Origin of the sequence: Bradyrhizobium sp. BWA-3-5 (assembly GCF_032917985.1) — a bacterium.
GTDB lineage: Bacteria > Pseudomonadota > Alphaproteobacteria > Rhizobiales > Xanthobacteraceae > Bradyrhizobium.
The window spans coordinates 5,850,807-5,872,388 of record NZ_CP136626.1 but is presented as its reverse complement, the minus strand read 5'-3'; the positions used below and the strand labels follow the sequence as shown (position 1 = coordinate 5,872,388).

General features: G+C 63.0%; 21 protein-coding genes. 10 read left to right on the top strand and 11 right to left on the bottom strand.

What is annotated here, in order from left to right:
• Window positions 1-72 precede the first annotated feature (72 nt).
• Together RX331_RS28380 and RX331_RS28375 are read left to right on the top strand one after the other, a co-directional pair.
• A complete protein-coding gene (locus RX331_RS28380; protein ID WP_317252899.1) occupies window positions 73-450 on the top strand; it encodes an Hpt domain-containing protein in 378 nt (125 codons plus the stop codon).
• 138 nt (window positions 451-588) lie between these two features.
• On the top strand, window positions 589-909 hold the full coding sequence (locus RX331_RS28375) for a 2Fe-2S iron-sulfur cluster-binding protein (RefSeq protein WP_317252898.1): 321 nt from the start codon (window positions 589-591) through the stop codon (window positions 907-909).
• 54 nt (window positions 910-963) lie between these two features.
• Here RX331_RS28375 and RX331_RS28370 read toward each other — a convergent pair whose 3' ends face one another.
• Window positions 964-1,419, bottom strand: a complete 456-nt coding sequence (locus RX331_RS28370) for an acyl-CoA thioesterase (RefSeq protein WP_317252897.1) — start codon at window positions 1,417-1,419, stop codon at window positions 964-966.
• A 159-nt stretch (window positions 1,420-1,578) separates the two neighbouring features.
• Between RX331_RS28370 and RX331_RS28365 the strand changes: the two genes are divergently transcribed.
• Entirely contained in the window at window positions 1,579-2,607 is a 1,029-nt protein-coding gene (locus RX331_RS28365) for an NAD(P)/FAD-dependent oxidoreductase (protein WP_317252896.1), read from the top strand.
• A gap of 127 nt (window positions 2,608-2,734) precedes the next feature.
• Window positions 2,735-3,334 carry a DUF2147 domain-containing protein gene (locus tag RX331_RS28360; protein WP_317258265.1) on the top strand — a complete coding sequence of 200 codons (600 nt, stop codon included), beginning with the start codon at window positions 2,735-2,737 and terminating at the stop codon, window positions 3,332-3,334.
• Here the strand turns inward: RX331_RS28360 and RX331_RS28355 are convergent.
• Window positions 3,331-5,325: a hypothetical protein gene (locus RX331_RS28355; protein WP_317252895.1), complete on the bottom strand. Its 1,995-nt coding sequence runs from the start codon at window positions 5,323-5,325 to the stop codon at window positions 3,331-3,333. The genes RX331_RS28360 and RX331_RS28355 overlap by 4 nt on opposite strands.
• A gap of 97 nt (window positions 5,326-5,422) precedes the next feature.
• Window positions 5,423-6,478: a YbhN family protein gene (locus RX331_RS28350; RefSeq protein ID WP_317252894.1), complete on the bottom strand. Its 1,056-nt coding sequence runs from the start codon at window positions 6,476-6,478 to the stop codon at window positions 5,423-5,425.
• A 385-nt stretch (window positions 6,479-6,863) separates the two neighbouring features.
• On the opposite strand from RX331_RS28350, the gene RX331_RS28345 reads away from it, so the two are divergent.
• The 3 genes from RX331_RS28345 to RX331_RS28335 all read left to right on the top strand — a co-directional run bounded on the left by RX331_RS28345 (window position 6,864) and on the right by RX331_RS28335 (window position 11,547).
• On the top strand, window positions 6,864-7,370 hold the full coding sequence (locus tag RX331_RS28345) for a ferritin-like domain-containing protein (RefSeq protein WP_317252893.1): 507 nt from the start codon (window positions 6,864-6,866) through the stop codon (window positions 7,368-7,370).
• 229 nt (window positions 7,371-7,599) lie between these two features.
• Window positions 7,600-8,967, top strand: a complete 1,368-nt coding sequence (locus RX331_RS28340) for an MFS transporter (protein WP_317252892.1) — start codon at window positions 7,600-7,602, stop codon at window positions 8,965-8,967.
• A gap of 177 nt (window positions 8,968-9,144) precedes the next feature.
• Window positions 9,145-11,547, top strand: coding sequence for an EAL domain-containing protein (locus tag RX331_RS28335; protein ID WP_317252891.1), 2,403 nt, complete (start codon window positions 9,145-9,147; stop codon window positions 11,545-11,547).
• A 27-nt stretch (window positions 11,548-11,574) separates the two neighbouring features.
• Here RX331_RS28335 and RX331_RS28330 read toward each other — a convergent pair whose 3' ends face one another.
• A complete protein-coding gene (locus RX331_RS28330; protein ID WP_317252890.1) occupies window positions 11,575-12,009 on the bottom strand; it encodes a hypothetical protein in 435 nt (144 codons plus the stop codon).
• 69 nt (window positions 12,010-12,078) lie between these two features.
• Here RX331_RS28330 and RX331_RS28325 point away from each other — a divergent pair, with 69 nt between their 5' ends.
• Window positions 12,079-12,684, top strand: a complete 606-nt coding sequence (locus tag RX331_RS28325; protein WP_317252889.1) for a hypothetical protein — start codon at window positions 12,079-12,081, stop codon at window positions 12,682-12,684.
• 92 nt (window positions 12,685-12,776) lie between these two features.
• Window positions 12,777-13,400, top strand: a complete 624-nt coding sequence (locus tag RX331_RS28320; protein WP_317252888.1) for a YdcF family protein — start codon at window positions 12,777-12,779, stop codon at window positions 13,398-13,400.
• A 150-nt stretch (window positions 13,401-13,550) separates the two neighbouring features.
• Here RX331_RS28320 and RX331_RS28315 read toward each other — a convergent pair whose 3' ends face one another.
• From RX331_RS28315 to RX331_RS28290, 6 genes are all read right to left on the bottom strand, one after another.
• The gene (locus RX331_RS28315; protein WP_317252887.1) at window positions 13,551-14,396 is read right to left on the bottom strand and encodes a carbohydrate ABC transporter permease; all 846 of its coding nucleotides are present in this window, start codon (window positions 14,394-14,396) and stop codon (window positions 13,551-13,553) included.
• A 1-nt stretch (window position 14,397) separates the two neighbouring features.
• A complete protein-coding gene (locus RX331_RS28310) occupies window positions 14,398-15,327 on the bottom strand; it encodes a sugar ABC transporter permease (RefSeq protein ID WP_317252886.1) in 930 nt (309 codons plus the stop codon).
• A 14-nt stretch (window positions 15,328-15,341) separates the two neighbouring features.
• On the bottom strand, window positions 15,342-16,370 hold the full coding sequence (locus tag RX331_RS28305; RefSeq protein ID WP_317252885.1) for an ABC transporter ATP-binding protein: 1,029 nt from the start codon (window positions 16,368-16,370) through the stop codon (window positions 15,342-15,344).
• Window positions 16,371-16,517: 147 nt separating this feature from the next.
• Window positions 16,518-17,762, bottom strand: a complete 1,245-nt coding sequence (locus tag RX331_RS28300; RefSeq protein ID WP_317252884.1) for an extracellular solute-binding protein — start codon at window positions 17,760-17,762, stop codon at window positions 16,518-16,520.
• Between the two features lie 317 nt (window positions 17,763-18,079).
• On the bottom strand, window positions 18,080-18,562 hold the full coding sequence (locus RX331_RS39085) for a Crp/Fnr family transcriptional regulator (protein ID WP_410708325.1): 483 nt from the start codon (window positions 18,560-18,562) through the stop codon (window positions 18,080-18,082).
• A gap of 554 nt (window positions 18,563-19,116) precedes the next feature.
• Entirely contained in the window at window positions 19,117-20,457 is a 1,341-nt protein-coding gene (locus tag RX331_RS28290; RefSeq protein ID WP_317252882.1) for a PLP-dependent aminotransferase family protein, read from the bottom strand.
• A gap of 175 nt (window positions 20,458-20,632) precedes the next feature.
• On the opposite strand from RX331_RS28290, the gene RX331_RS28285 reads away from it, so the two are divergent.
• Window positions 20,633-20,869 carry a DUF1127 domain-containing protein gene (locus tag RX331_RS28285; protein ID WP_317252881.1) on the top strand — a complete coding sequence of 79 codons (237 nt, stop codon included), beginning with the start codon at window positions 20,633-20,635 and terminating at the stop codon, window positions 20,867-20,869.
• Between the two features lie 171 nt (window positions 20,870-21,040).
• Here the strand turns inward: RX331_RS28285 and RX331_RS28280 are convergent, their stop codons facing one another.
• Window positions 21,041-21,466 carry a universal stress protein gene (locus RX331_RS28280; RefSeq protein ID WP_317252880.1) on the bottom strand — a complete coding sequence of 142 codons (426 nt, stop codon included), beginning with the start codon at window positions 21,464-21,466 and terminating at the stop codon, window positions 21,041-21,043.
• Between the last annotated feature and the right edge of the window lie 116 nt (window positions 21,467-21,582).

Here is a 21,582-nt window from a genome sequence, read left to right as displayed (position 1 = left end):
TCCGCGTGGTTGCTTGTGGATGATTATTGCCTCTCGAAGAATCAGTGCGGAGGGGCGAGCCGGACCCTTGCCATGCCGCTTCATCTCGAACGGGTAGAATGGATGCCATCGCCACCGCTGGCGCCCGGCGGCGGGCCGATCGATTTCGAGCATCTCCAGCGCATGACGCTCGGCGATGCCGGCATCGAGCAGGAGGTGCTGACGATGTTCTCGGCCCAGTCGGCAAAACTGGTGCAGGCGCTGATGGTCCACCCCTCGGATGCAGGCGCGCTGGCCCACACGCTCAAGGGATCGGCCCGCGCGATCGGCGCCTTTGGCGTTGCCGATGCCGCGGAGCGGCTGGAGGCGGTCATCGCCGGCGGCTCCGATCCATCGGCCGCGCTTGCAGGGCTTGGCGAGGCTGTTGCCGAGGCACGGGCCGTGATCGAGGGGCTTCTGCGCCGTTCCTGAGCAGGCGGCGGCCCGGATCCGCCAAAATCCCGGCAAAATGCTGCCTCACCTTTTCATCCCGACCGCTGGCGCTGGGGGGACCGACCCGTTATAGGACTGCCGGGACCTTCCTCAGATATTCCGGCAGCACGAGCGATCATGGCCAAAATCCACTTTGTCGACCACACGGGCGAAAAACGAACCATTGAAGTCGAGAACGGCGCGACCGTGATGGAAGCCGCGATCCGCAACGCCATTCCCGGCATCGAAGCCGAATGCGGTGGCGCCTGCGCCTGCGCGACCTGCCACGTCTATGTCGAGGAAACCTGGCGCGAGAAGGTCGGCTCGCCGACGCCGATGGAAGAAGACATGCTGGATTTCGGTTTCGACGTGCGGCCGAACTCCCGCCTGTCGTGCCAGATCAAGGTGAGCGACGACCTCGACGGCCTCGTGGTCTCGACGCCCGAACGGCAGGCCTAAAATCCCAAAGCGACTTCAGCGCGATCCGGCGCTGGCGGCATCAGCGTTGCCACGTCATGTCAGTACGGCTCCGCGGCGAATCCAGCGCTGAAAGTTTGCCAGGATCTCCGGCGTCAATGCTGTCGGCTTGCGCGTGGCCTCATCGAGCAGCACCGATACCGATTGCGCTGAAGCGACGCATTTGCCTTCGGAGAACACCACCTGGTCGAAGGTGACGGAGCTGCGGCCGAATTTGACGACGCCCAATCCCAATTCGATGGTGCCGGGCCAGCGCAGTTCGGCGCGGAAATGGATGTCGAGCCGGACCATGATCCAGGCAAAGCCGTCCGGCATCAGCCCGTAGCTGCGATCCTTCATCAGCGTCACGCGGCCGGTTTCGAAATAGGTCGCGTACACGGCGTTGTTGACGTGATGGTTGGGATCGAGATCGGCAAATCTCACATTGTCCGACAGGCGATAGGGATAATCCTCCAGACGCGGGGTCACGTCGGGACGCAAGGGGACGTTCACGGGGATATCTCCAAAAAACTCGCTCCCTTACAGCCCACTTGTCGAGCGGCGGCAAGGGTTTGCCGCCGCAGCGAGCACTATATTATGGCTTTCCTGATGGCGCCCGGTTGGCTAGACAGGTGCGGCTTTCCCGACAGGTTCAACCGAAAAGAAGCTGACATGAGCGAAGCGATCAAAACCGATGTGCTGATTATTGGTGCGGGTCCGTGCGGCCTGTTTGCCGTTTTCGAGCTGGGCCTGCTCGACATGAAGGCGCATGTGGTCGACATCCTCGACAAGATCGGCGGCCAGTGTGCCGAGCTCTATCCGGAAAAGCCGATCTACGACATTCCCGGGATTCCGCTGGTGACCGGCCAGGGCCTTACCGACGCGCTGCTCGAGCAGATCAAGCCGTTTCATCCGACCTTCCATCTCAACGAGATGGTGGAGACGATCGAGAAGATCGGCGATCCTGCCTTTCGCGTCACGACCGACGCGGGCAAGGTATTCGAGTGCAAGGTGGTGGTGATCTCCGCGGGCGGCGGCTCGTTCCAGCCGAAGCGGCCGCCGGTGCCCGGCATCGAAGCTTATGAAGGCGCCTCGGTGCACTATGCCGTGCGCAAGATGGAGCAGTTCCGCGACAAGAGCATCCTGATCGTCGGCGGCGGCGATTCCGCACTCGACTGGACACTCAACCTGCATCCGCTCGCCAGGCGCGTGACCCTGCTGCACCGGCGTGACGATTTTCGCGCCGCGCCGCACAGCGTCGAGCAGATGCGCGCGCTGGTCGCTGCGGGGAAGATGGACCTGAAGATCGGCCAAGTCACCGCGCTCGAAGGCGAGGGCGGCAAGCTCTCGGCCGCCGTGATGAAGGGCAATGACAACGCGATCTCGAAGATCGAATGCGATACGATGCTGCCGTTCTTCGGGCTGACGATGAAGCTCGGCCCTGTCGCGAACTGGGGTGTCGCGCTGGAGAACAATCTGGTGCCGGTTGATACCGCCGCGTTCGAAACCAACATTCCCGGCATCTTCGCGATCGGCGACATCAACACCTATCCCGGCAAGCTCAAGCTGATCCTGTCCGGCTTCCACGAGGGCGCGCTGATGGCGCAGAAGGCGCACCGCTACGTCTATCCGGAGAAGCGGCTGGTGTTCCAATACACGACCTCGTCGTCGAGCCTGCAGAAGAAACTCGGCGTCAGCTGAATCCCAAAACGTGACAGTCCGGCTCGCGGATGCTCTGCCGGAACAAGTGGCAATCGTCGCTGGAACCGTCCGCGAAATGGCCTTAGTCTGCGCCCATTCATTTAGGGGATTTGATCAGGTGATGACGATGCGCAAGCTGGCCGGATTTCAACTGGTACTTTCCGTCGTGTTTGGGCTCGCGCTGACCGGCGAACTGGTGGCGCAGCCTGCGGAACCTTCGGCAGCCGGCCTGTGGCAGAAGGTCGAGAAGGGCAAGCCGGTCGGCTGGTTCCTGGTGGTTGATCGCAACGGCGCCTATGAGGGCGTGTTCGCCAAGCTGTTTCTCGAACCCGGCGATCCGCCGAATCCGACCTGTGCGAAATGCACCGACGATCGGAAGGATGCGCCCTGGCTCGGGCTCTCCTTCATCCGCGACATGAAGCGCGATGGGTTGAAGTACGAGAATGGCAACGTGCTCGATCCCCGCGACGGCAAGATCTACAAGGCCAAGATGACGCTCAGCGCCGATGGACAGACGCTGACGATGCGCGGCTATCTCGGCATCTCGCTGCTTGGCAAGGACGAGGTCTGGACGCGTCTGCCGGACACGGAGCTGGCGCAGGTCGATCCCGCGATCATCGCAAAATATCTGCCGGCGCATGCCGCCGCGATGAAGCCGCCCGCGGCTCCGCAAAAGGCCCCTGCGGTCAAGAAGGCCGTGACGCCCGCGCCGGCACCCGCGCGCTAGTTGAGCCCGGTTCTGCCGGGTGGCCGCGGCGGCGCATCAGGCGCACCGGGGATCGGCGCCACCGGCTGCGAGGTCACTTCAGGCACCGCCGCATCGAGCTGCAGCACGGCGGCGGCCGCCGGCACGGCGGCATCCGCCATCGCGGCGTGGCCCTCGGCGCTCGGATGCACCGCGCCACCATAGACCGCCGACAGCACGCCCCAGGTCGCGTCGTGAATATCGGACGGCTGCTGCGAGGTCGGCAGGCCCTGCGGGTAGGTCATTGCGGCGAAGTAGCTGTCGTTGGCGTCGCGGATCCAGCGCGCGCGCGGCAGATAGGCGCGATACTCGCCGGCGCTGCGGCCGCACAGCATCGGCTGGCCGGCGGCGGTGACGATATCGGAATCGAAACTGTCGCCCCTCGCCGAGAAGCACTGCCGGTCGAAATCGGGATCGCTCTCGGCGCGCGCGCAGAAACCATGGTTGGCAAAGGCCGTCTGATGGCCGTCGACGAAGGTCATGCGGTCGGCGCGCGGATTGCGGCACAGGATGCCGCCTTCGCACATGGCCAGTGCCCTGAGCTGCGGCAGGAATTCATTTTCGACGAAACTGGAGACGGCGGCGAGGCGCTGCGGTTGCGCGTTGAAGGATGGATGAATGTCGAAACCGGCGCGTCCGCCGGGACATGGCGCGCCGCCATTGGCCAGCGTCGGATTGGCGTAGGCGGTGTAGACGACCCGTGACAGGTCGCCACCGATAAGGGGCTTGAGCGCCTCACGCAGCTTGGCAAAGCCCTGCGGCAGGTCCCGCGCCATCGCGCTCCGTGCATCGTCCACCGAGGCCATCACGCCGCTGCGCCGGAACAGCGCGCGCTCGGTCGCCGTATCGACGATGACGTCGGCGACGAGGCCTGAAAAATAGATGTCGTTGGCGCCGACCGAAAGCAGCACCAGGTCGAGCTGGCGGTCCGCTTGCCGGCGTTTGGCGGCGGTTACAGCTTCACGCAGCTCGGCCAGTTGCCCGTTGACGGTGCCCTGGCACGCGCCGCTGCCGGATTTCGACGGCAGGCAGTCGCGGGCGCGCTGCGAGCCGAACAGCCCGTCGGCGATGGTGGCGCCGGTGCAGGCCAGCGGCAGGTAGGTCACGGCGATGTGCGGATATCGGATGGCGAGCGCCAGCGCAGTTCGGGTCTGGTAGCTGTAGAGCGAGCGGTGACAGGCCGGGTTGAACCACAGCGCGCTGTGCCGCTGCCAGACGGCGAGCGAATCGGGCGCCTCGCAGGCGCGTCCGCCCTTATAGCCCGCGCGGCTCGGCCGGTAATATTGCGCGGCCGCCGTTCCGAGATAGGAGCGGAAGCAAAAGCCTTCATCGGCGAGCGCCACCGGCCTATCAGGATTTCCCTCGCCGGAGGCGATGCTGTCGCCGAGGCCGGCAATGAAGATGTCGCGCACCGCGATCTCGGTGAAGACGCGCTGACTGCCTTCCGAGCTCGACACGTCGGCGGTCACCACGGTGGTGCGGCCGTAGCGGACGCGGAGATTGACCGGCTCGGCGCAGTCGAAGGTGGACGTTTGCGGGCCGTCACCATCGTCGACCGTCCATGCGCAGGTCGCGCCGACCGGCACCGGGCCGGTCAGGCGTATCACCACCGGATGGTCGATCGGCGTCAGGTAGCTTTCCTTGACGTTGTCGCGGGTGCAGGGCTCGCTGACGCGGCCGGCGAGATCGATGCAGAGCCGGTTCACCGTGTTGCGCGCCCAGCCGCGGCCATCGCTCTGGATCGCCAATGCCTGCTCGGACGTCAGAACGCTCCGGCCGCGCCCGGTCTCGGCATGCAGCAGGAAATCCCGCTCCTCGCGGAACAGGCGGAAGCGGTTGCGCACCTCCCAGGAAATCTGCAGCGGCCCGTAGCCGCCGGCGGTCTGGGCGTGCGCAGCAGAAACGAACGCACCTGATAGCGCGCCGGCAACCAGCGCAGCCGACATCATCAAAGTTAGGAAAATTCCAGCCATGGCGCCGTTTGACGTTAGCGGTAAGGCAGAAATAAGAGAATGAGGCAGCTTCGCCACAAAACACCAGCCGCTGCAGATAACGACGCCGTTACCGGCCTCAGCGGCCCCGGTTCTTGATCGGCTGCCGTACCCGGGCCTTGGCCGTGCAGGCCTGCCCGAGGCGTCGACGTTCCTGCCAGGGTTGTATCAGGCTGAGCCAGACTTCGCGTGCTCCCATGATGGAAATCGAGATGCCGAACGGGATCAGGAAGTACAGGATCCGGAACACCACCAGCGTCGCCAGCAACTCTTCCCTGCCGAATTGCGGCAGCGCCACCAGCATGGCGGCGTCGAACACGCCGATGCTGCCGGGCGCGTGGCTGGCAAAGCCAAGCAGGGTCGCAAGGATGAACACCACCGCCAACGAAACGAAGTCGATATAGGGCGTCATCGGCATCAACAGATACATCGCCAGGGCACAGAAGCCGAGGTCGACAACGCCGATCAAGACCTGCAGCAGGGTCAATCGGGCGGAGGGCAATACAACCTTCCAGCCGTTCTGCCCGAGCTCGCGGCGCCCGTCGCCCGTGAGCAGCCAGACGAAATAGGCGCCAATGCCGGCAAGGCAGCCGAGGGCAATCAAGCGATTCATGGCTGACGGCAGCAAATCCATCGCCGATGCAGCCTCGGGGTGCCAGGCCATGCCGATACCGAGCACGAACAGATTGCCGAGCCAGAAGGTGAGGCCCGAGAGAAAGCAGATTTTTGCGACGTCGATCGCCGTCAGCCCGTAGTCAGAATAGATTCGGAACCGGATCGCGCCGCCGGTAAACACCGTGGCGCCGATATTGTGGCCGATCGTGTAGCTGGTGAAGCTCGACATCGCGGCGATGCGGTAGGGTACGTGCGTCTTGCCAATGGTTCTCAGCGCGAAGAAGTCATAGAAGGTCAGCGTGCAAAATGCGCCGACCACGCACAGCGCCGCCAGCGCGATGCGATGCGGAGCGATATCGGTGAGGGCCGTGAGAATAACCCCGGTGTCGACCCCCCTGAGGGTGCGCACCAGATGGGTGATCGCCAGCGCTATGATGAGAAGACTCGCAGCAATTCCCAGCCGTTTCCAGCCGATCTTCTCCTTGAAGCCACGCCGGAGCGTGGTCAGCAGCCGATGCATTCATCCTCCCGGCGGGGCGGCAAAACGTTAAGGTGGGCCTGTCACGACAGGTGACAGTCGACGGTCAGAGGCACCGTGCGCGAAATCCATAAGCCAAATCCGGGCCCTTGTGCAGCCCTTGACAAGCATGCCTTTTAGCTTCGTTCGCCGCCTTTGTCATACGCCCTACATATGTCGCCGCATTAACGATTTTGAGTCGCAAGGAGGTCCGTTCCGCGGGCCCTTTTTGCCGCACTTTTCCCGTTCGTTCCATCGCGGCGTTTTCGGGGCCTGCAGGAACATCCTTTTCGTGGGCTGGTTATTTTCCGATCAGCATCGAACAGCAAGTGCGCCGCGCGGCAGGAAGCCTGCGCCTTGCGTGTTCCCACAACGAAGGACAATCGCAATGGGACTCTTCACCAAAGACATCAAGACCATGAACGACCTGTTCGTCCACCAATTGCAGGACATCTATTACGCGGAGAAACAACTTGTGAAAGCGCTGCCGAAAATGGCGGAAAAAGCTACCGACAAGCAGCTCAAGCAGGGCTTTTTGAGCCATCTCGATGAAACCAAGACACATGTGCAGCGCCTCGAAGAGGTATTTCAGATGCACGGTGCCCAAGTGAAGGCGGTCGACTGCCCGGCGATCGACGGCATCATCGAGGAAGCCGACGAAGTCGCCGGCGAGATCGAGGACAAGGACGTGCTGGATGCTGCGTTGATCAATGCAGCGCAGGCCGCGGAGCACTATGAAATCACCCGTTACGGCAGCCTGATCGCCTGGGCGCGCCAGCTTGGACGCAACGATTGCGCCACTATCCTGCAGAAGACGCTCGACGAGGAGAAGATCGTCGACAAGAAGCTGACCTCGCTGGCCGAAGGCAAGGTCAATCTGCGCGCCGCAAGCTGATCGTCGCGGCAGATTGAGACAAAGAGCCGCGCGGGGCCTCTTACCGCGCGGCTTTGGCGCGCCGGGCGACGGCTGCATCCACACTTCGATCTTTGACGAAGTGTTTTGTCGAAACGGACACCAATTCAATGGCGTTGCCCCCTTAAAGGGTGAAGCCATGACAAACGCGTATCCCAGATTGAGGCCGGTTCCGAGCGGCGGAGCATCAATCCGTTCCGGGGCCGGGCCGATGCCGAGCAGGTTTGCGGCGTCGCTGACGCTCGCCGCGATGAGTCTCGGTTATGGCGTCGTGCAGCTCGACGTCACCATCGTCAATACCGCCCTCAATGCCATCGGCATTTCGCTCGGCGGCGGCGTCACCGAACTGCAGTGGGTGGTGAGCGCCTACACCATCGTCTTTGCGGCGTTCATATTGACGGCGGGAGCGCTCGGCGACCGGATCGGCGCCAAACGGGTGTTCATGGCAGGCTTTGCCATTTTCACGGCGGCCTCGGTCGGCTGCGCGCTGGCGCCCAATGCAACAGTGCTGATTCTGGCGCGCTGCATTCAGGGATTGGCTGCGGCCATCCTGGTGCCGAATTCACTCGCGCTGCTCAGCCATGCCTATACGGAAGAAAAGGCGCGCGGGCGCGCCGTCGGTATCTGGGCCGCCGGCGCCAGCCTTGCGCTGACGGCCGGTCCCTTCGTCGGCGGCGCGCTGATCTCGTTGGTTGGCTGGCGCTCCATCTTCCTCGTCAATCTGCCGATCGGCCTTGCCGGCCTCTACCTGGCCTGGCGTTTTGCCGACGAGACGACGCGAACACCCGAACGCGAGATCGACTTGCCCGGCCAGATCGCCGCGATCGTGGCGCTCGGCTCGCTCGCCGGCGCCATCATCGAGGCCGGCTCATTTGGTTGGAACGATTCGCTGGTGATCACGGGCTTTTTGGTGTTTGCGGCCTTTGCAGCCCTGTTCGTATGGCGGGAAGCGCGCGCGGCGCAACCGATGCTGCCGCTCACGCTGTTCAGAAGCCGGATGTTTGCACTGACATCGCTGATCGGCCTGCTGGTCAATGTCGCGATCTACGGATTGATCTTCGTGCTCAGCCTCTACTTTCAGCAGATCAACGGATTATCGGTCTTCATGACCGGGCTCGCCTTTGTGCCGATGATGGGCGCGGTGCTGCCGGTCAACCTGATCGCCCCGCGGCTCGCCGAACGTATCGGTGCGCCGGCCACGATTGCGGCCGGTGCGCTGCTCTCCGCAGGTGGATGTCTTGCGATGCTCGGGATCGAGGCCTCCACCGGCTATTGGTCGATCTGCCTGCAACTGATCGCGCTGAGCACCGGTCTCGGATTGCTGGTGCCGCCCTTGACGTCGACGCTGCTCGGCAGCGTGGAGAAATCGCGTTCGGGCGTCGCCGCCGGCGTGCTCAACGCGACCAGGCAGACCGGCAGCGTCCTGGGGGTCGCGCTGTTCGGGTCGCTGGTCGGCCGCTCCGGCGCGTTCATGAGCGGCCTGCACGCCTCGCTGGGTATTTCGGCCGGCGTGTTGATCGCAGCCGCCGCCGCGGTCTGGTGGGGCGGCGGGCCGGCGGTAACCGATCGGAAAGGATAATTCGCGCGGAGCGAAGGCCGCTGACGGTCGCGAATCCCGGAGATTCCACCTTTTTGATGCCTCGGCCAGCGGCGGGGCGTCCGATTGAGATATTCGTTCACCATCCGCACAACTGGGCCGCGAAGGTTACGCCAAATATACCAATGGCAATGCTGTTACAGGCCATGAGGGTCTGTAATGTACCGCGTCCTGACTTGCCTCACCACTGAACATGACTGGCGCCTGGTCGTGCTGGCCGGCACCATTTGCTGGCTTGCCAGCGCCGTCGCCATCAGCCTTTTTCATCGCGCCCGAGCATCGCGCGGCCGATCGCGCGCCGTGTGGATCGCGCTCGACGCGGCCGTCGGAGGCTGCGGAATCTGGGCCACCCATTTCGTTGCGATGCTGGCCTACGATCCCGGCGCGGGCGCCGGCTACAGCATCCCGGTCACGCTGCTGTCGCTGGTCTTCGCGATTTCAATCGTTGCCGCAGGCCTGTGCGTCGCGCTGTCCAGCCCACGCCAACCGGTGGTCGCCCTGGGCGGCGTCATCATCGGCGGCGGTGTCGCGGCGATGCACTATACCGGCATGGCGGCCCTCGAGCTTCCCGCATTCATTGTGTGGTCGAATGGACTTGTCGTGGCCTCGATCGTGTTCGGCGGCCTGTTCGCAGGTCTCGCGCTTCTCATCGCCGCGCGCCGCGACAATCCCCTCCATACCATCGCGGCGACCGGCCTGCTGACGGTGGCCATCGTTTCGCATCATTTCACGGCGATGGGCGCCGTCACGCTGATTCCCGATCCGACGCTCGGCAGCGACGGGCTGTCGATCTCTCCGACCGCGCTGTCGTTCCTGACGGCGGTGGCGGCCTTCGCCATCCTGGGTCTGTCGCTGCTGGCGGCCATGATCGACCGTCGTGCCAAGGGCGAGCTGCACAGCCAAAAAATCCTGCTCGACACCGCGCTCGACAACATGTCGCAGGGACTTTGCATGTTCGATGCGGATGGGCGGATCCTGCTCAACAACAAGCGCTACGCCGACATGATGGGGCGCGCTGACGTGACGCTGCAGGGCCGCCTGCTGCTCGACGTGCTCCGGCAGCAGAAGGCGCTCAATCGATGGGACGGCGATCCCGATCAGTTCGTCGCCCGCGTGATGGCGGCGGCCAAGGCCGGCGAGAGCGTGACGAGGACGGTTACCCGCAACGAGCGATCGATCCGCGTCGTTGATCAGCCAATGCGGGGCGGCGGCTGGGTCGCGACATTCGAAGATATCACCGAATGGCAGGCTGCCCAGGAACAGATCTCGCATATGGCGCGCCATGACGCGCTGACCAATCTGCCGAATCGCACGCTGTTCCGCGAGCAGCTCGAAAAGGCGCTGCGGCTTGCCAGGCGCAGCGACCAGCTCGCCGTGCTCTGTCTCGACCTCGACCATTTCAAGGCGATCAACGATTCGCTTGGCCATCCGGTCGGCGACGCGCTTCTGAAGGAAGTCGCGCGCCGCTTAAGCGGATGCATCGCCGAGAACGACACCGTGGCGCGGCTCGGCGGCGACGAATTCGCGATCGTGCAGTTCTGCAGCGATTGTGATCCGTCCGCGGTCTCCTTGCTTGCCAGCCATGTGGTGGAGCAGGTTTCAGCGCCTTACGAGGTTGCTGGCCACCAGCTCGTCATTGGCGTCAGCATCGGCATTTCGCTGGCCCCGGAGGACGGCAAGAATCCCGACGAACTGCTCAAGAAGGCCGATCTTGCGCTCTACCGCGCCAAGGAAGACGGCCGCGGCACCTATCGCTTCTTCGAGACCGGGATGGACGCCCGCGCGCAGGCGCGGCGGCTGCTCGAACTCGACCTGCGCGCTGCGCTCCAACGCGAAGAATTCGAAGTCTATTATCAGCCGATCCGCGACGTCGCCAAGGATGTCGTCGTCGGTTTCGAGGCGCTGGCGCGGTGGAATCATTCGCTGCGCGGCATGATCTCGCCGGCCAATTTTATTCCGCTGGCGGAAGAAACCGGCCTGATCGTGCCGATCGGCGAGTGGGTGCTGCGCCAGGCCTGCATGGACGCGGCGGGCTGGTCGCAAGATGTCGGCGTCGCCGTCAATCTTTCGCCGGTGCAGTTCAAGAGCCCCAATCTGGTTGCGACCGTGAAGGAGGCGCTGCGGGCCTCCGGTCTTCCGGCGCGCCGGCTGGAGCTCGAAATCACCGAATCGGTATTGCTGCAGAACAGCGAGGCGACGCTGTCGGTCCTGCACGAGCTTCGCGCCTTCGGCGTGCGGATTTCGCTCGACGACTTCGGAACCGGCTATTCGTCGCTCAGCTACCTGCGCAGCTTTCCGTTCGACAAGATCAAGATCGACCGCTCGTTCGTCACCGAGCTCGCCACGCGCGAGGATTCGATGGCGATCGTTCGCGCCGTGACCGGCCTCGGCAAGAGCCTCGGCATCGTCACCACGGCCGAGGGCGTCGAGACCGATGCCCAGTTCGATCTGCTCCGCCAGGAAGGCTGCACGCAGGCGCAAGGCTATCTGTTCAGCCCGCCGCGTCCCGTCGGCGAGGTGGAGACGATGCTCAGGAAAGCGCGGGCGCAGGTCGTTGCTTAAAGACGTCGTCGCCTGAGGCGAAGCCCTTCAGGCTTTACGCAGCGCGAAATGCGCGCCGCAGAACGCCATCACGGCGCCGAGGCACAGCGCCGCTAGGCCGGCCAGCACGCCCGACACGGTCGGAATCGGGCTCGGCGCCGAGGCGGCCTGTCCGGCGCCGGCCAGGATCAGCACACCGACCGCAATCAGGAATTGCCGCATCCGCTGCGGAATCTGGCCCGAGACCGCGCTGTGCATCAGGTTGGCGGTGAAATAGCCGCCGGAAAACCCGACCGTCGCGATCAGCCACCAGGCGATCGCCGCGCCCGCCGGCATGAACTCGCTGGTATCTTTCCGCCACAGGCCGCCGAGATCCAGCCCGTAGCGCGCGCCCAGCATGTGCATGGCGAGCGCCAGCAGCACTCCGGAAACAATCGCCCCGGCGAGGATCAGGCGGCGCGGAAAATAGATCGTCTCGGCCATGCTCCGCTTGTAAGGTAAAGCCGGCGTGCCGCGCAAGCCGCCGCTTTCAGACGACACGGATATTCTGAATTGCCGACACCACTGCCGAACGAGACGACCGAAGGTGAGGGGGCGCGCACGACCAGCTATGCCTACAAGGCCTCGCTGATCTCCTCGGCGCAGCAGTTCGAACTGACGGACGACGGATTGTCATGGCGGATCGGCAGCCGGTCCGGCCTGTGGCCCTATGCCGAGATCGCATCGATCCGCCTGTCGTACCGGCCGATGTCGATGCAGCCCCGCCGCTTTCGCGCCGACATCCAGCGGAGCGGCGGCGGCCGGATCGCCATCGTCTCGACGAGCTGGCAGACCGTCACGCTGATGACGCCGCAGGACCAGGGCTACCGCGCCTTCATCACCGAGCTGCACCGGCGGATGAAGCAAGCAGGTAGCACGGCGTCACTGACCGGCGGCATCGGGATAGTGACCTATGCCGCGGCGGTCGCGATGCTGGCGCTGCTCGCCGTCGCGATGGTTGGCCTGCTTGTCCGCGCGCTCTCGATCTCCGAATTCACCGGCGCGCTGTTTCTGGTCGGCATCGCGATCTGGTTTGCCTGGACCATCGGCGGCTTCATCAAGCGCAACCGGCCGTGCCGATATTCGTTCGACGCACTACCCGAGACGCTGCTGCCATAGAAGGCGTCGCAATCGAGCGACACCAAATGTGATTTCGTGTAGCGCCGCGATCACGGCACTCTGCCCGGCGTCCATGTTGGGCGGGGGGTGCCGTGACCATACCGACGACACGATTGCCGACCGAGGCCGAGATTGCTGATATCAATGCGCGGCATCTGATCGAGACGCCGCTGCGGCCGGCCGATCTGCTGTTCGTATTCGGCACGCGGCAGGATGTCGAGGAGCGCGTCGATGAAGCCTGCCGGCTCTGGCGCGCCGGATATTTTCGCTGGGCGATCGTCAGCGGCGGCGTCACGCCGGGATCAAAACTCTCCGAGTGCGAGATCATTGCCGGCGCGATGATCGCGCGCGGCGTGCCTGCCGGCGTCATCCTGCGGGAGGACCGCGCGACAAACACCGGTGAGAACGTGATCTTTTCGCTGCCGATCATCGAGCGGGCGCTCGGGCTCGCCAACATCCGCAGCGTGATCTGCCTCGGCAACACCTGGACCGCGCGCCGCTATCCGATGACGCTGCACCGGCACTGGCCCGAGGTCGAGAAGATGCTGGTCACGGTCGACAGTTTTGCGACGCCGCGGGCGCTGTGGCACACCGACGCCGAATTCAGCCGCCGCATGCTGCGCGAATGGGACAAGATCGAGCCGTACAAGGCGAGGGGGTTTATCGCGGAGTGGCCCGACAGCGGCCTCGGCCTTGGGCAGCAAGCGCCGCGGTGAGCGCGTCAGTCAACCGCCATGATCGACACGCAGTGAAGCTGTCACGCTTCGCTAATGACCCAGAGTGGGGTGTTGCCTGAGTTGAAGTCACAAGGTGCCACAGCAACGCGTTGCTTGCTTCCTCGGCAACAAGAGCAACGAAGCATTGCGTTATTTCACGGCCCCACCGGTGATACCGGCGATAAAGCGATCGAGAAAGAGATTGTAGGCGATCGCCACGGGAATGGCTGCTATCAAGGCACCCGCCATAATCTCACCCCAGAAGAACACGTCGCCCCGGATCAGGTCGGTCGAAACGCCCAGCGTGATCGGCTTTTGGTCGGACGATGAAACGAAAGTCAGGGCGTAGACGAACTCCTGCAAGGTCAGGGTGAACGTGAAGATCACCACCGTCAGGATAGCTGGTACCGACAGCGGGATCGCCATCCTGATGAAGGCGCCGAACAGGCTGCACCCGTCGACGATCGCGGCTTCCTCGATCTCGACCGGCAGCGCCTTGAAGAATCCCATCAGCAGCCAGGAGCAGAACGGGATTGTGAAGGTCGGGTAGACCAGCACCAGTGACCACATCGAGTTCTGCAGGCCGAGTTCGGCGATGATCCGCGATAGCGGCAGGAACAGCAGGGTCGGCGGGACCAGGTAGGTCAGGAAGATCGTGATGCCGAGCGCTTCGCCCTTGCGGCTGGTCATCCGGGCCAGGCTGTAGCCGGCCGGAACCGCGGTGACCAGTGTGATCGCGGTGACGCAGACGCCGATGATCAGCGAGTTCAACAACCAGCGTGCGAACAGGGTCTCCTCGAACAGATACTTGATGTGTTCGAGCGTCGGCGCCTCATTGAACCAGAACGGGATGTTGGTGACGTTGTAAAGGTCGCTGTTCTGTTTGAATGCAGTGATTGCCATCCAATAGAACGGAAATGCCGCCAGGACGACGAAGAATGCGACGCCGATGAAAAAGCCGGTCTGGCGGAGAGTGCGGACAACAGGGTGCGACATATCAAATCTCCCGCCGACGAATGAAGCGCAGCATGAAAATCACCACCACAAGGAGCACCGGCAGCATGAACAGCGAGATCGCCGCGCCATGCGACACGTCGCCGGAAACGATGCCGGTCTGAAAGCCCGCAAAGCCCAGGACCGACGTCGCGCCACCGGGACCGCCCATGGTCAGCAAGAAAACGATGGAGAGATCGGTGAAGGTAAACACGATGCCGAAGATCAGGCCGATGGCCATGATCGGCAGGATCATTGGCAGAACGATCTGGTAGTTGCGGCGCCAGAAGCCGGCACCGTCGACCGTTGCGGCGTCGATCACGTCCTGCGGAACAGCGGTGATGCCGGCGAGGAATATCACGATAGCGAATGGAAAGAAGCGCCAGGCGTTGATGATGACGATGCACAGCATCGCGAGATAGGGATTGCCGAGCCAGTTCGGCGCCTCTTCGCGAGTGAGGAAGCCAGCCGCAATCATGGTCCAATTGATCACGCTGTAGAGCGAATCGAACATCCATTGCCAGGCGATCGTGGCGAGCGCGACCGGCACCGCAAAAGGCAGGATGATCAGCGCTCGAACAATCTTTCGACCGGGGAAGGGCTGCAACAGCAGGAAGGCGCCGAATTTTCCGAGCACGAGTCCAAGAAGTTGTGACCCAAATGTAAAGATGAAGGTGTTACGGAGCGTGTCAAGGAAGGTTGGATCTTGCAGGATCTGCTCGAAATTCGCCAGACCGACGAACTTCCAGGTTGGATTGTAGATCGTATAGGCGCTGAGCGAGTAGTATGCCGCGAGCAGAAGCGGCAAGCCGACCAGTAGCAGGACGTAGAGGATCGCTGGCGCGACCAAGATTGTTTCCAGCACCTCCCGCCGATCGAGAATGAATTGAGAGCGCGAAATCGGCTTGGCAACAGGTTCCGCGATGACGGCCATGGTGACTTCCCAGCTCAGTGGCGAGTGATACGATTGCCGTTGTTGTCGAAGTGGCGCAGCACGCTGTTCTTGACCGCGAACGAATGCCATTCGCCGGGACGAATGCTTTCTTCGGCCACGTGAGCAGGCGGCAACTTCGCGGTGATCGGCTGCTTTGAATCGAAGCCATCCATCACGCCATAAACGATGCGCTCGGAGCCGAGATATTCGGAGCGGTCGACGCGAAAATAAAATTCGGTCGCACCGTCTTCTTCGATCATGTTCTTGGGCAGGAAGTTCTCCGGTCGGAATCCGAGATAGCCACCGCCGTTACGGGTGACGACGTTCATCGGCGGTGCCCCGACAAAGGTAGCGACAAAAAGGTCGGCAGGATCCTCATAGATTTCGGTTGGCGTTCCCACCTGCCGAACGCGCCCGTGGTCCATGACCGCAATGCGGTCGCCCATGCCCATCGCTTCGACCTGGTCGTGTGTCACGTAGATGGTGGTCAAGCCAACGCGCTGCTGGAAATTCTTGATTTCCTGACGAGCCGAGGTGCGCAATTTGGCGTCGAGATTGGACAGCGGCTCGTCGAGTAGAAGCGCGGTCGGTTCGCGGACCAGCGCACGGGCAAGCGCCACACGCTGCCGCTCGCCGCCGGAGAGCTGGCGTGGCCGCCGCTCGAGAAGATGGCCGATGCCAAGCAACTGCGAGGCCCATTCGACCTTCTTCTGGATTTCCTCGCGCGGCACGCGCTGCGTACGCAGCGGAAAGGCAATGTTGTTGCGCACGGTGTAGTGCGGATAAAGGCCATAGCTCTGAAACATCATCGCAACGCCACGGGCGCGTGGTGGGATGTCGTTGACGACATTGCCGCCGATCAGCAGATCGCCGCTGGTCTGTTGCTCGAGGCCGCAAATGATGCGCAGAAACGTGGTCTTGCCGCAGCCGGAGGGGCCGAGCAGCACCATGAACTCGCCGTTTGGTACCGTAAGTGAAATGTCGTTAACGGCCGGGAACTCGCCGAATTTCTTGACGATATGCCTTGTCGATACAGCGGCCATCGATCCTCCCAAAGCCAATGCCTGGCGCGCGCGTTGCCGCCAGTTTTTCAATCGAACTCCGATCGTGTCGCCAACATCGTGTCGGCAACAATGGAAGCTTTACCGACGTCCCGGACCGCGCAACGGAGGCGCGGTCCGGGCACGGCCTCACGTTTTCCCGTGCCATTTCGTGAAGATCGCGTCAGACTGTTGGTGCGCCCATTTGACCGAGTCCTCGGCGGACATCTGGCCGGTAGCAGCCTTCGACATCATGTCGCAGATGACGAAATCGTTATAGACCTCGTCGACGGCGGGCCAGGACGGACCGGGATATCCCGGAGAGGCCGACCACAGGTCGGAGCCCTCCAGCACCGCAAGTTTATCGTTCGGCGTCGAGGTCGGATCGTTGGAGAGGATCGGCATCGGCTTCGGCACAAGGTTGGCGAAGCAGGGGTTATTGTACCCTTCACTCGCCTTGAACGCTTCCGGCCAATTATCGACGTAGTATTTGAGGAACTCGATCGCGCCTTCCTTGTTGTTGGCGAACTTCCAGATGCCGTAGAACTCGGAAGCGCCGCCCATGATCTGGCGCACCGGCCCCTTCGGCGGCGCCATCACGAATGTATCGTCGGCGCCTTTCTTGCTTGCCTTCTGGAACGTCCGATAGGCCGAGATCGGATTGACGATCATCGAGCCGATGCCCGAAACAAGATAGCGGTTATTGCTGGAGTCGTCCCATGACAGCACTTCCGGCGTCATCGCCTCCTTGTATAGCGCGGCGACGAACTTGACGGCTTCGACCGTCTCCTTGCTATCGAGCGTAACTTTCTTGCCTTCGGCATCCTGAAGCGCACCGCCAAAGCTCCACAGCAAGCCACGCCAGGTCGTGTTCGGATCGTTGCTGTGCCCGAGTGAAATCCCAATCGGATGGCCCTTGGCCTTCAGCTTGGCGCCGCCGATGCGCACATTATCCCACGTGTCCGGTTTCATCCCGATCTCGTCCCACATGCTCTTGCGATACATGGCTGGGAAGTTGATGTAGAAATCGGGAAGCGCAGACCAGGTTTTGTCATCCTGATTGTAGCCGATCTGCCGGCCGATCGTGCTGACCTTGCCGTACTTCTTCTCGGTTGCCTCGACGAGGCTCGTCATGTCGACGAGGAATCTGCGGTAGAGATGTGCCCCGCCTGCGCCATTCCAGCCGAATAGATCGTGTCCCGATTGGGCGGAGGCTTCGGCGGCCGCACGTGCGGCAACGTTGGCGACCGGGATATGGTCGACGGCGACGGTGACGTTGTTTTTCGTACCCCAGTCCTTGGCGAACTGATCGAACCATTTGTCGTATTCCGGAACAAAATGGCTCCATTGCACGATCGACAGCGATTTGGTGTCCGCAAGGGCTCTGGAGATCAATGGCGCAGCCAGGGACGACGCCGACGCGGCAGCAAGAGTAAGACCGGATTGCCTTAGGAAACGGCGTCGCGTGACGCGCCAACGTCTGCTCGTGCTCATCTGGATTCCTCCCATGATGTCTCCAGTCAGAGAAGGCTTATCCAGTGAGGGATCAGTCTAGCTCGGCCCTGGATCTTGCATTTTCGGCATTACCATAACTTCCAGGGGCAGCTCGACTCCTTCGACTAAAGCCGGTTACTCGGTACGTTGCCGTACAAAGATTGGCGGCCGCGCCGCGCGGGGCAGAGCGATAACAGCAGGCAAGGCAAGGGATTGAGTCAGAAGCAGTAGCGACAAGCGCGCATCACAGCATTATCCGCGGACAAGCGATACTGATGCAGGCCGCTGCGAGTCAGATACCCGTATTCTGATGCTATGATCTGATAGCATTCGCATGTTCGACGTTCGAGCGCCGCGTGATCGCACAGGTTGATGCCGCCTCGCTGCCTGACGAGCCCGCCGCTCCGTTCCAGTGTGGCAAGCGTCGTCGTAATGCTGGCACGTCGTACGCCCAGGATGACCGACAGCATGTCGTGCGTCACAGGAATGACCCGGTCGTCGAGCCGGTCCGCTGCAAGCAGCAGCCAGCGGCTCAACCTTTCTTCGAGGCTGTGGCGGGCGCTGCAAAGAGTTGTTTGGGCGTTCTGCACCAGGAGCGCATGGATATAGTTGAACAGCTGCTGCTGGACATCGGGGCATCGATGCGCGACCCGTCGCAGGTCGGACACTGCGATGCGCAATGCATAGCCGGGGACCGACATCAGGCATCGATTGGGAGATCGGACTATGCCAAGCACGGCCGCCACGCCGACGAAGCCCAGCCGTCCAACCATGGCGATTTCAACCGGCCCGTCGCGCTGCGTCCGCACCAGCATCGATGCGACGCCGCGCTCGATGAAATAGATGTGTTCGATGGGATGGTGATGGTCCTGAAGAATCGCCCGGCGCTTGAGGGCAACGGGCTGCAGGAAAGGACGAAGTCGCTCAAAGGAAGCCGGCGCAAGTCCGGCCAGCAGGCGGTTCTGGACCCGAACCGTCGGCTCGCGGTTGGCGCCGCTTAGCGCATTGTTCAGCGCTATCCCATGGAGCTCCTTGCGCCTTTTCAGGGCCTTGTCAGCCCGTATCAGAGCCTCTTAGCTACTCCTTCTTGGATCGGGTGTCACGGGTTCCCGGACGATCCGACCGGGCATATCGGAGAGCATTTGCGCAAGCCTGAACGAGGACGACCGCCGCAAATCCCCACGCAAAACTGCCGGCAAAGCGAACGCCGTCAGCACAATCGCGGCGAGGCTCCGTTCGAGATCTTTGCCCGCGTCTACTCGGTCGTATCCAAATCCTCCTTCGCCGTCAGCATTCCCGACAGCGTGCGCAGTGCCAGGTCGAGCTGCTCGGTGGTGGGCGCGCCGAGCGCCAGGCGGACGGCGTTGGGGGCGTGGCCGGGGGTTACCGCAAAGGTGGTCGAAGGGGTCAGCGCAATGTCGCGCCGGGCGGCGGCGGCCACGAAGGTCTGCGAGCGCCAATGTGGGGGCAGGGTAAGCCACAGATGGTAGGATTTGACGTTCGCCTGAACCTCGAATCCGGCGAGATATTTTGCCGCGAGCTGCTGGCGCCGCGCCGCGTCGATCCGTTTCAGGCGTGACAGCTCGGCGACGGTGCCGTCCGCCATCAGCCGTTGTCCGGCGGCAAAGGCGAATCCCGAAGCCGTCCATCCGCCGGACCGCACCGCGGCCATGACGCGCTCGCGCAGGCGCGGCGGCGACACGATGAAGCCGAGCGCGAGGCCGGGCGCCACCTTCTTCGACAGGCTGTCGAGCGTGATGCAGGTGTCGGGCGCCAGCGCCGCCATTGGCGTTTCCTCGTCGAGAAAGCCATAGACCGTGTCCTCGATGACGGGGAGGCCGAGCTTCTCGACGACGCGCAAGAGGTCGGCGCGGCGCGCCTGCGGCATGGTCATGCCGAGCGGGTTTTGAATCGTCGGCTGAACATAGAGCGCCGACAAATGCGCCTCGCGGTGCGCCTTCTGCACCGCGTCCGGGCGAACGCCTTCCTCGTCCATCGCCAGCGGCACCAGCGTGACGCCGAGCCGTGCGGCGATATCCTTGATGAAAGGATAGGTCAGCGCCTCGACGCCGCAGCGGCCGCCGCTCGGCACCGTTGCCGCAAGCGCAGCGGCGATGCATTGCCGGCCGTTTGCGGTGAAGACGAGTTGATCGGGTGCCGGCGACCAGTCCTCGCGGGACAGAAACTCGGCGGAAATCGTCCGCGCCGCCAGCGTGCCCGTCGTGGTCGAATGCCGCAAGGCGAGGTCGAGCACCTCGGGACGTTCGAGTCCTGCCAGGCTTCTGGCGATCATCGCCGATTGCGTCGGCAGGATCGGGTAGTTCACCTCCAGATCGATGCGCGCGCCGCGCTGCTCGGTTGGCATGGTGACGCCGCGGCGCGTTTCGCCCGAAACGAAGGTGCCGCGTCCGACTTCGCCGACCACGAGGCCGCGGCGCAGCAGCTCTGTATAAACGCGGCTTGCCGTCGAGACGGCGATCTTCCGCTCATAGGCAAAGCTGCGCTGCGGCGGCAGGCGATCGCCGGGCTTGAGCGCGCCATTGGCGATCTCGGCGGCGACGGTATCGGCCAGCTTCAGGTACTCGAATTTTGACATAATTGCACCGAGAGAAATGTTTTCCTTGCACCGAGAAATGTATCGGATCACTTTGGAACCATCAAGTCAGAGATTGCACTGAGAGGGGTGCAAGCAATCGGATCAATAGGGCGCAGGCGCATCGGGCGTTTGCGTCGGCGGCAGCGGTTTGCCGCCCAAAAGAAGGAGAACGACGATGACGACGATATGCCAGACGGCAGGCCAGCCTGCGTCCCGCAAGAGCCCGACCGGATTGCTCGGCGTGCTCGGAGGCTGGGTGAACCGCGTCGTCGACTACCTTGCGCGCCGCCAAGCCATCAAAACGCTGAGTGAACTGGACGACCGCGCCCTGCGCGACATCGGGGTTCATCGCAGCCAGATCGAATCGGCTGTGCGGGGCGTGATCGATCCGATGTACGCGCGGATGATGTAAGCATTTGGATTGAAGCTTTGACGCCGTCGGCCCGGTCGAAAGGCCGGGCCGATTTTTTGCGGCGACTGCGGAGCATTTCAGGTCTTGGACACGAGCGCCGGGGTACCGTGGTCCGGAGCCGTCCTACTGTGCATGGGGTTGTTTTCGATATTTTGGGTGAGGGCACGCCGACTAGTGCCGGACCACCAGCACCGAGCATTTGGCGTAACGCACGACGTGGCCGGCATTGGACCCGAGAAAGTAGGTCCGCATCGCCGGCCGATGAGAGGTCATCACGATCAGGTCCGCGCTCACCGCCGCCGCCTCTTCGAGGATCTCGTGATAGATGCCGCCTTTTCGCACTGCGGTAGAAATGCGTGCTGCGTCAATGCCGGATTCATTGGCGACGATGGCGAGAGCTTCCTCCGACGTCGCGCGCTGCTGGGCGTCGAAATCGGCCGGCACATATTCGGCCAGCATCGCCGGCGTCGTCGGCAGCACGTTGAGCAGGCGCACCTTGCCGTTCCAGGTCTGCGACAGCGTTGCCGCGGTGGCGATCGCGGGCTTGGCGAGGTCGGTATCGGCCAGATCGATCGGCACGAGTATAGACTTGAACATCTGCGTCTCCCTCAGGCGTCCACCCGGTTCCGATCTATCAGAATTCTGCTCTAGCTCGTTGTTTTGACGCGTCTTCTTTTTAAGCGAACTTGTTGTGATTTCGCTCGAACACGAAA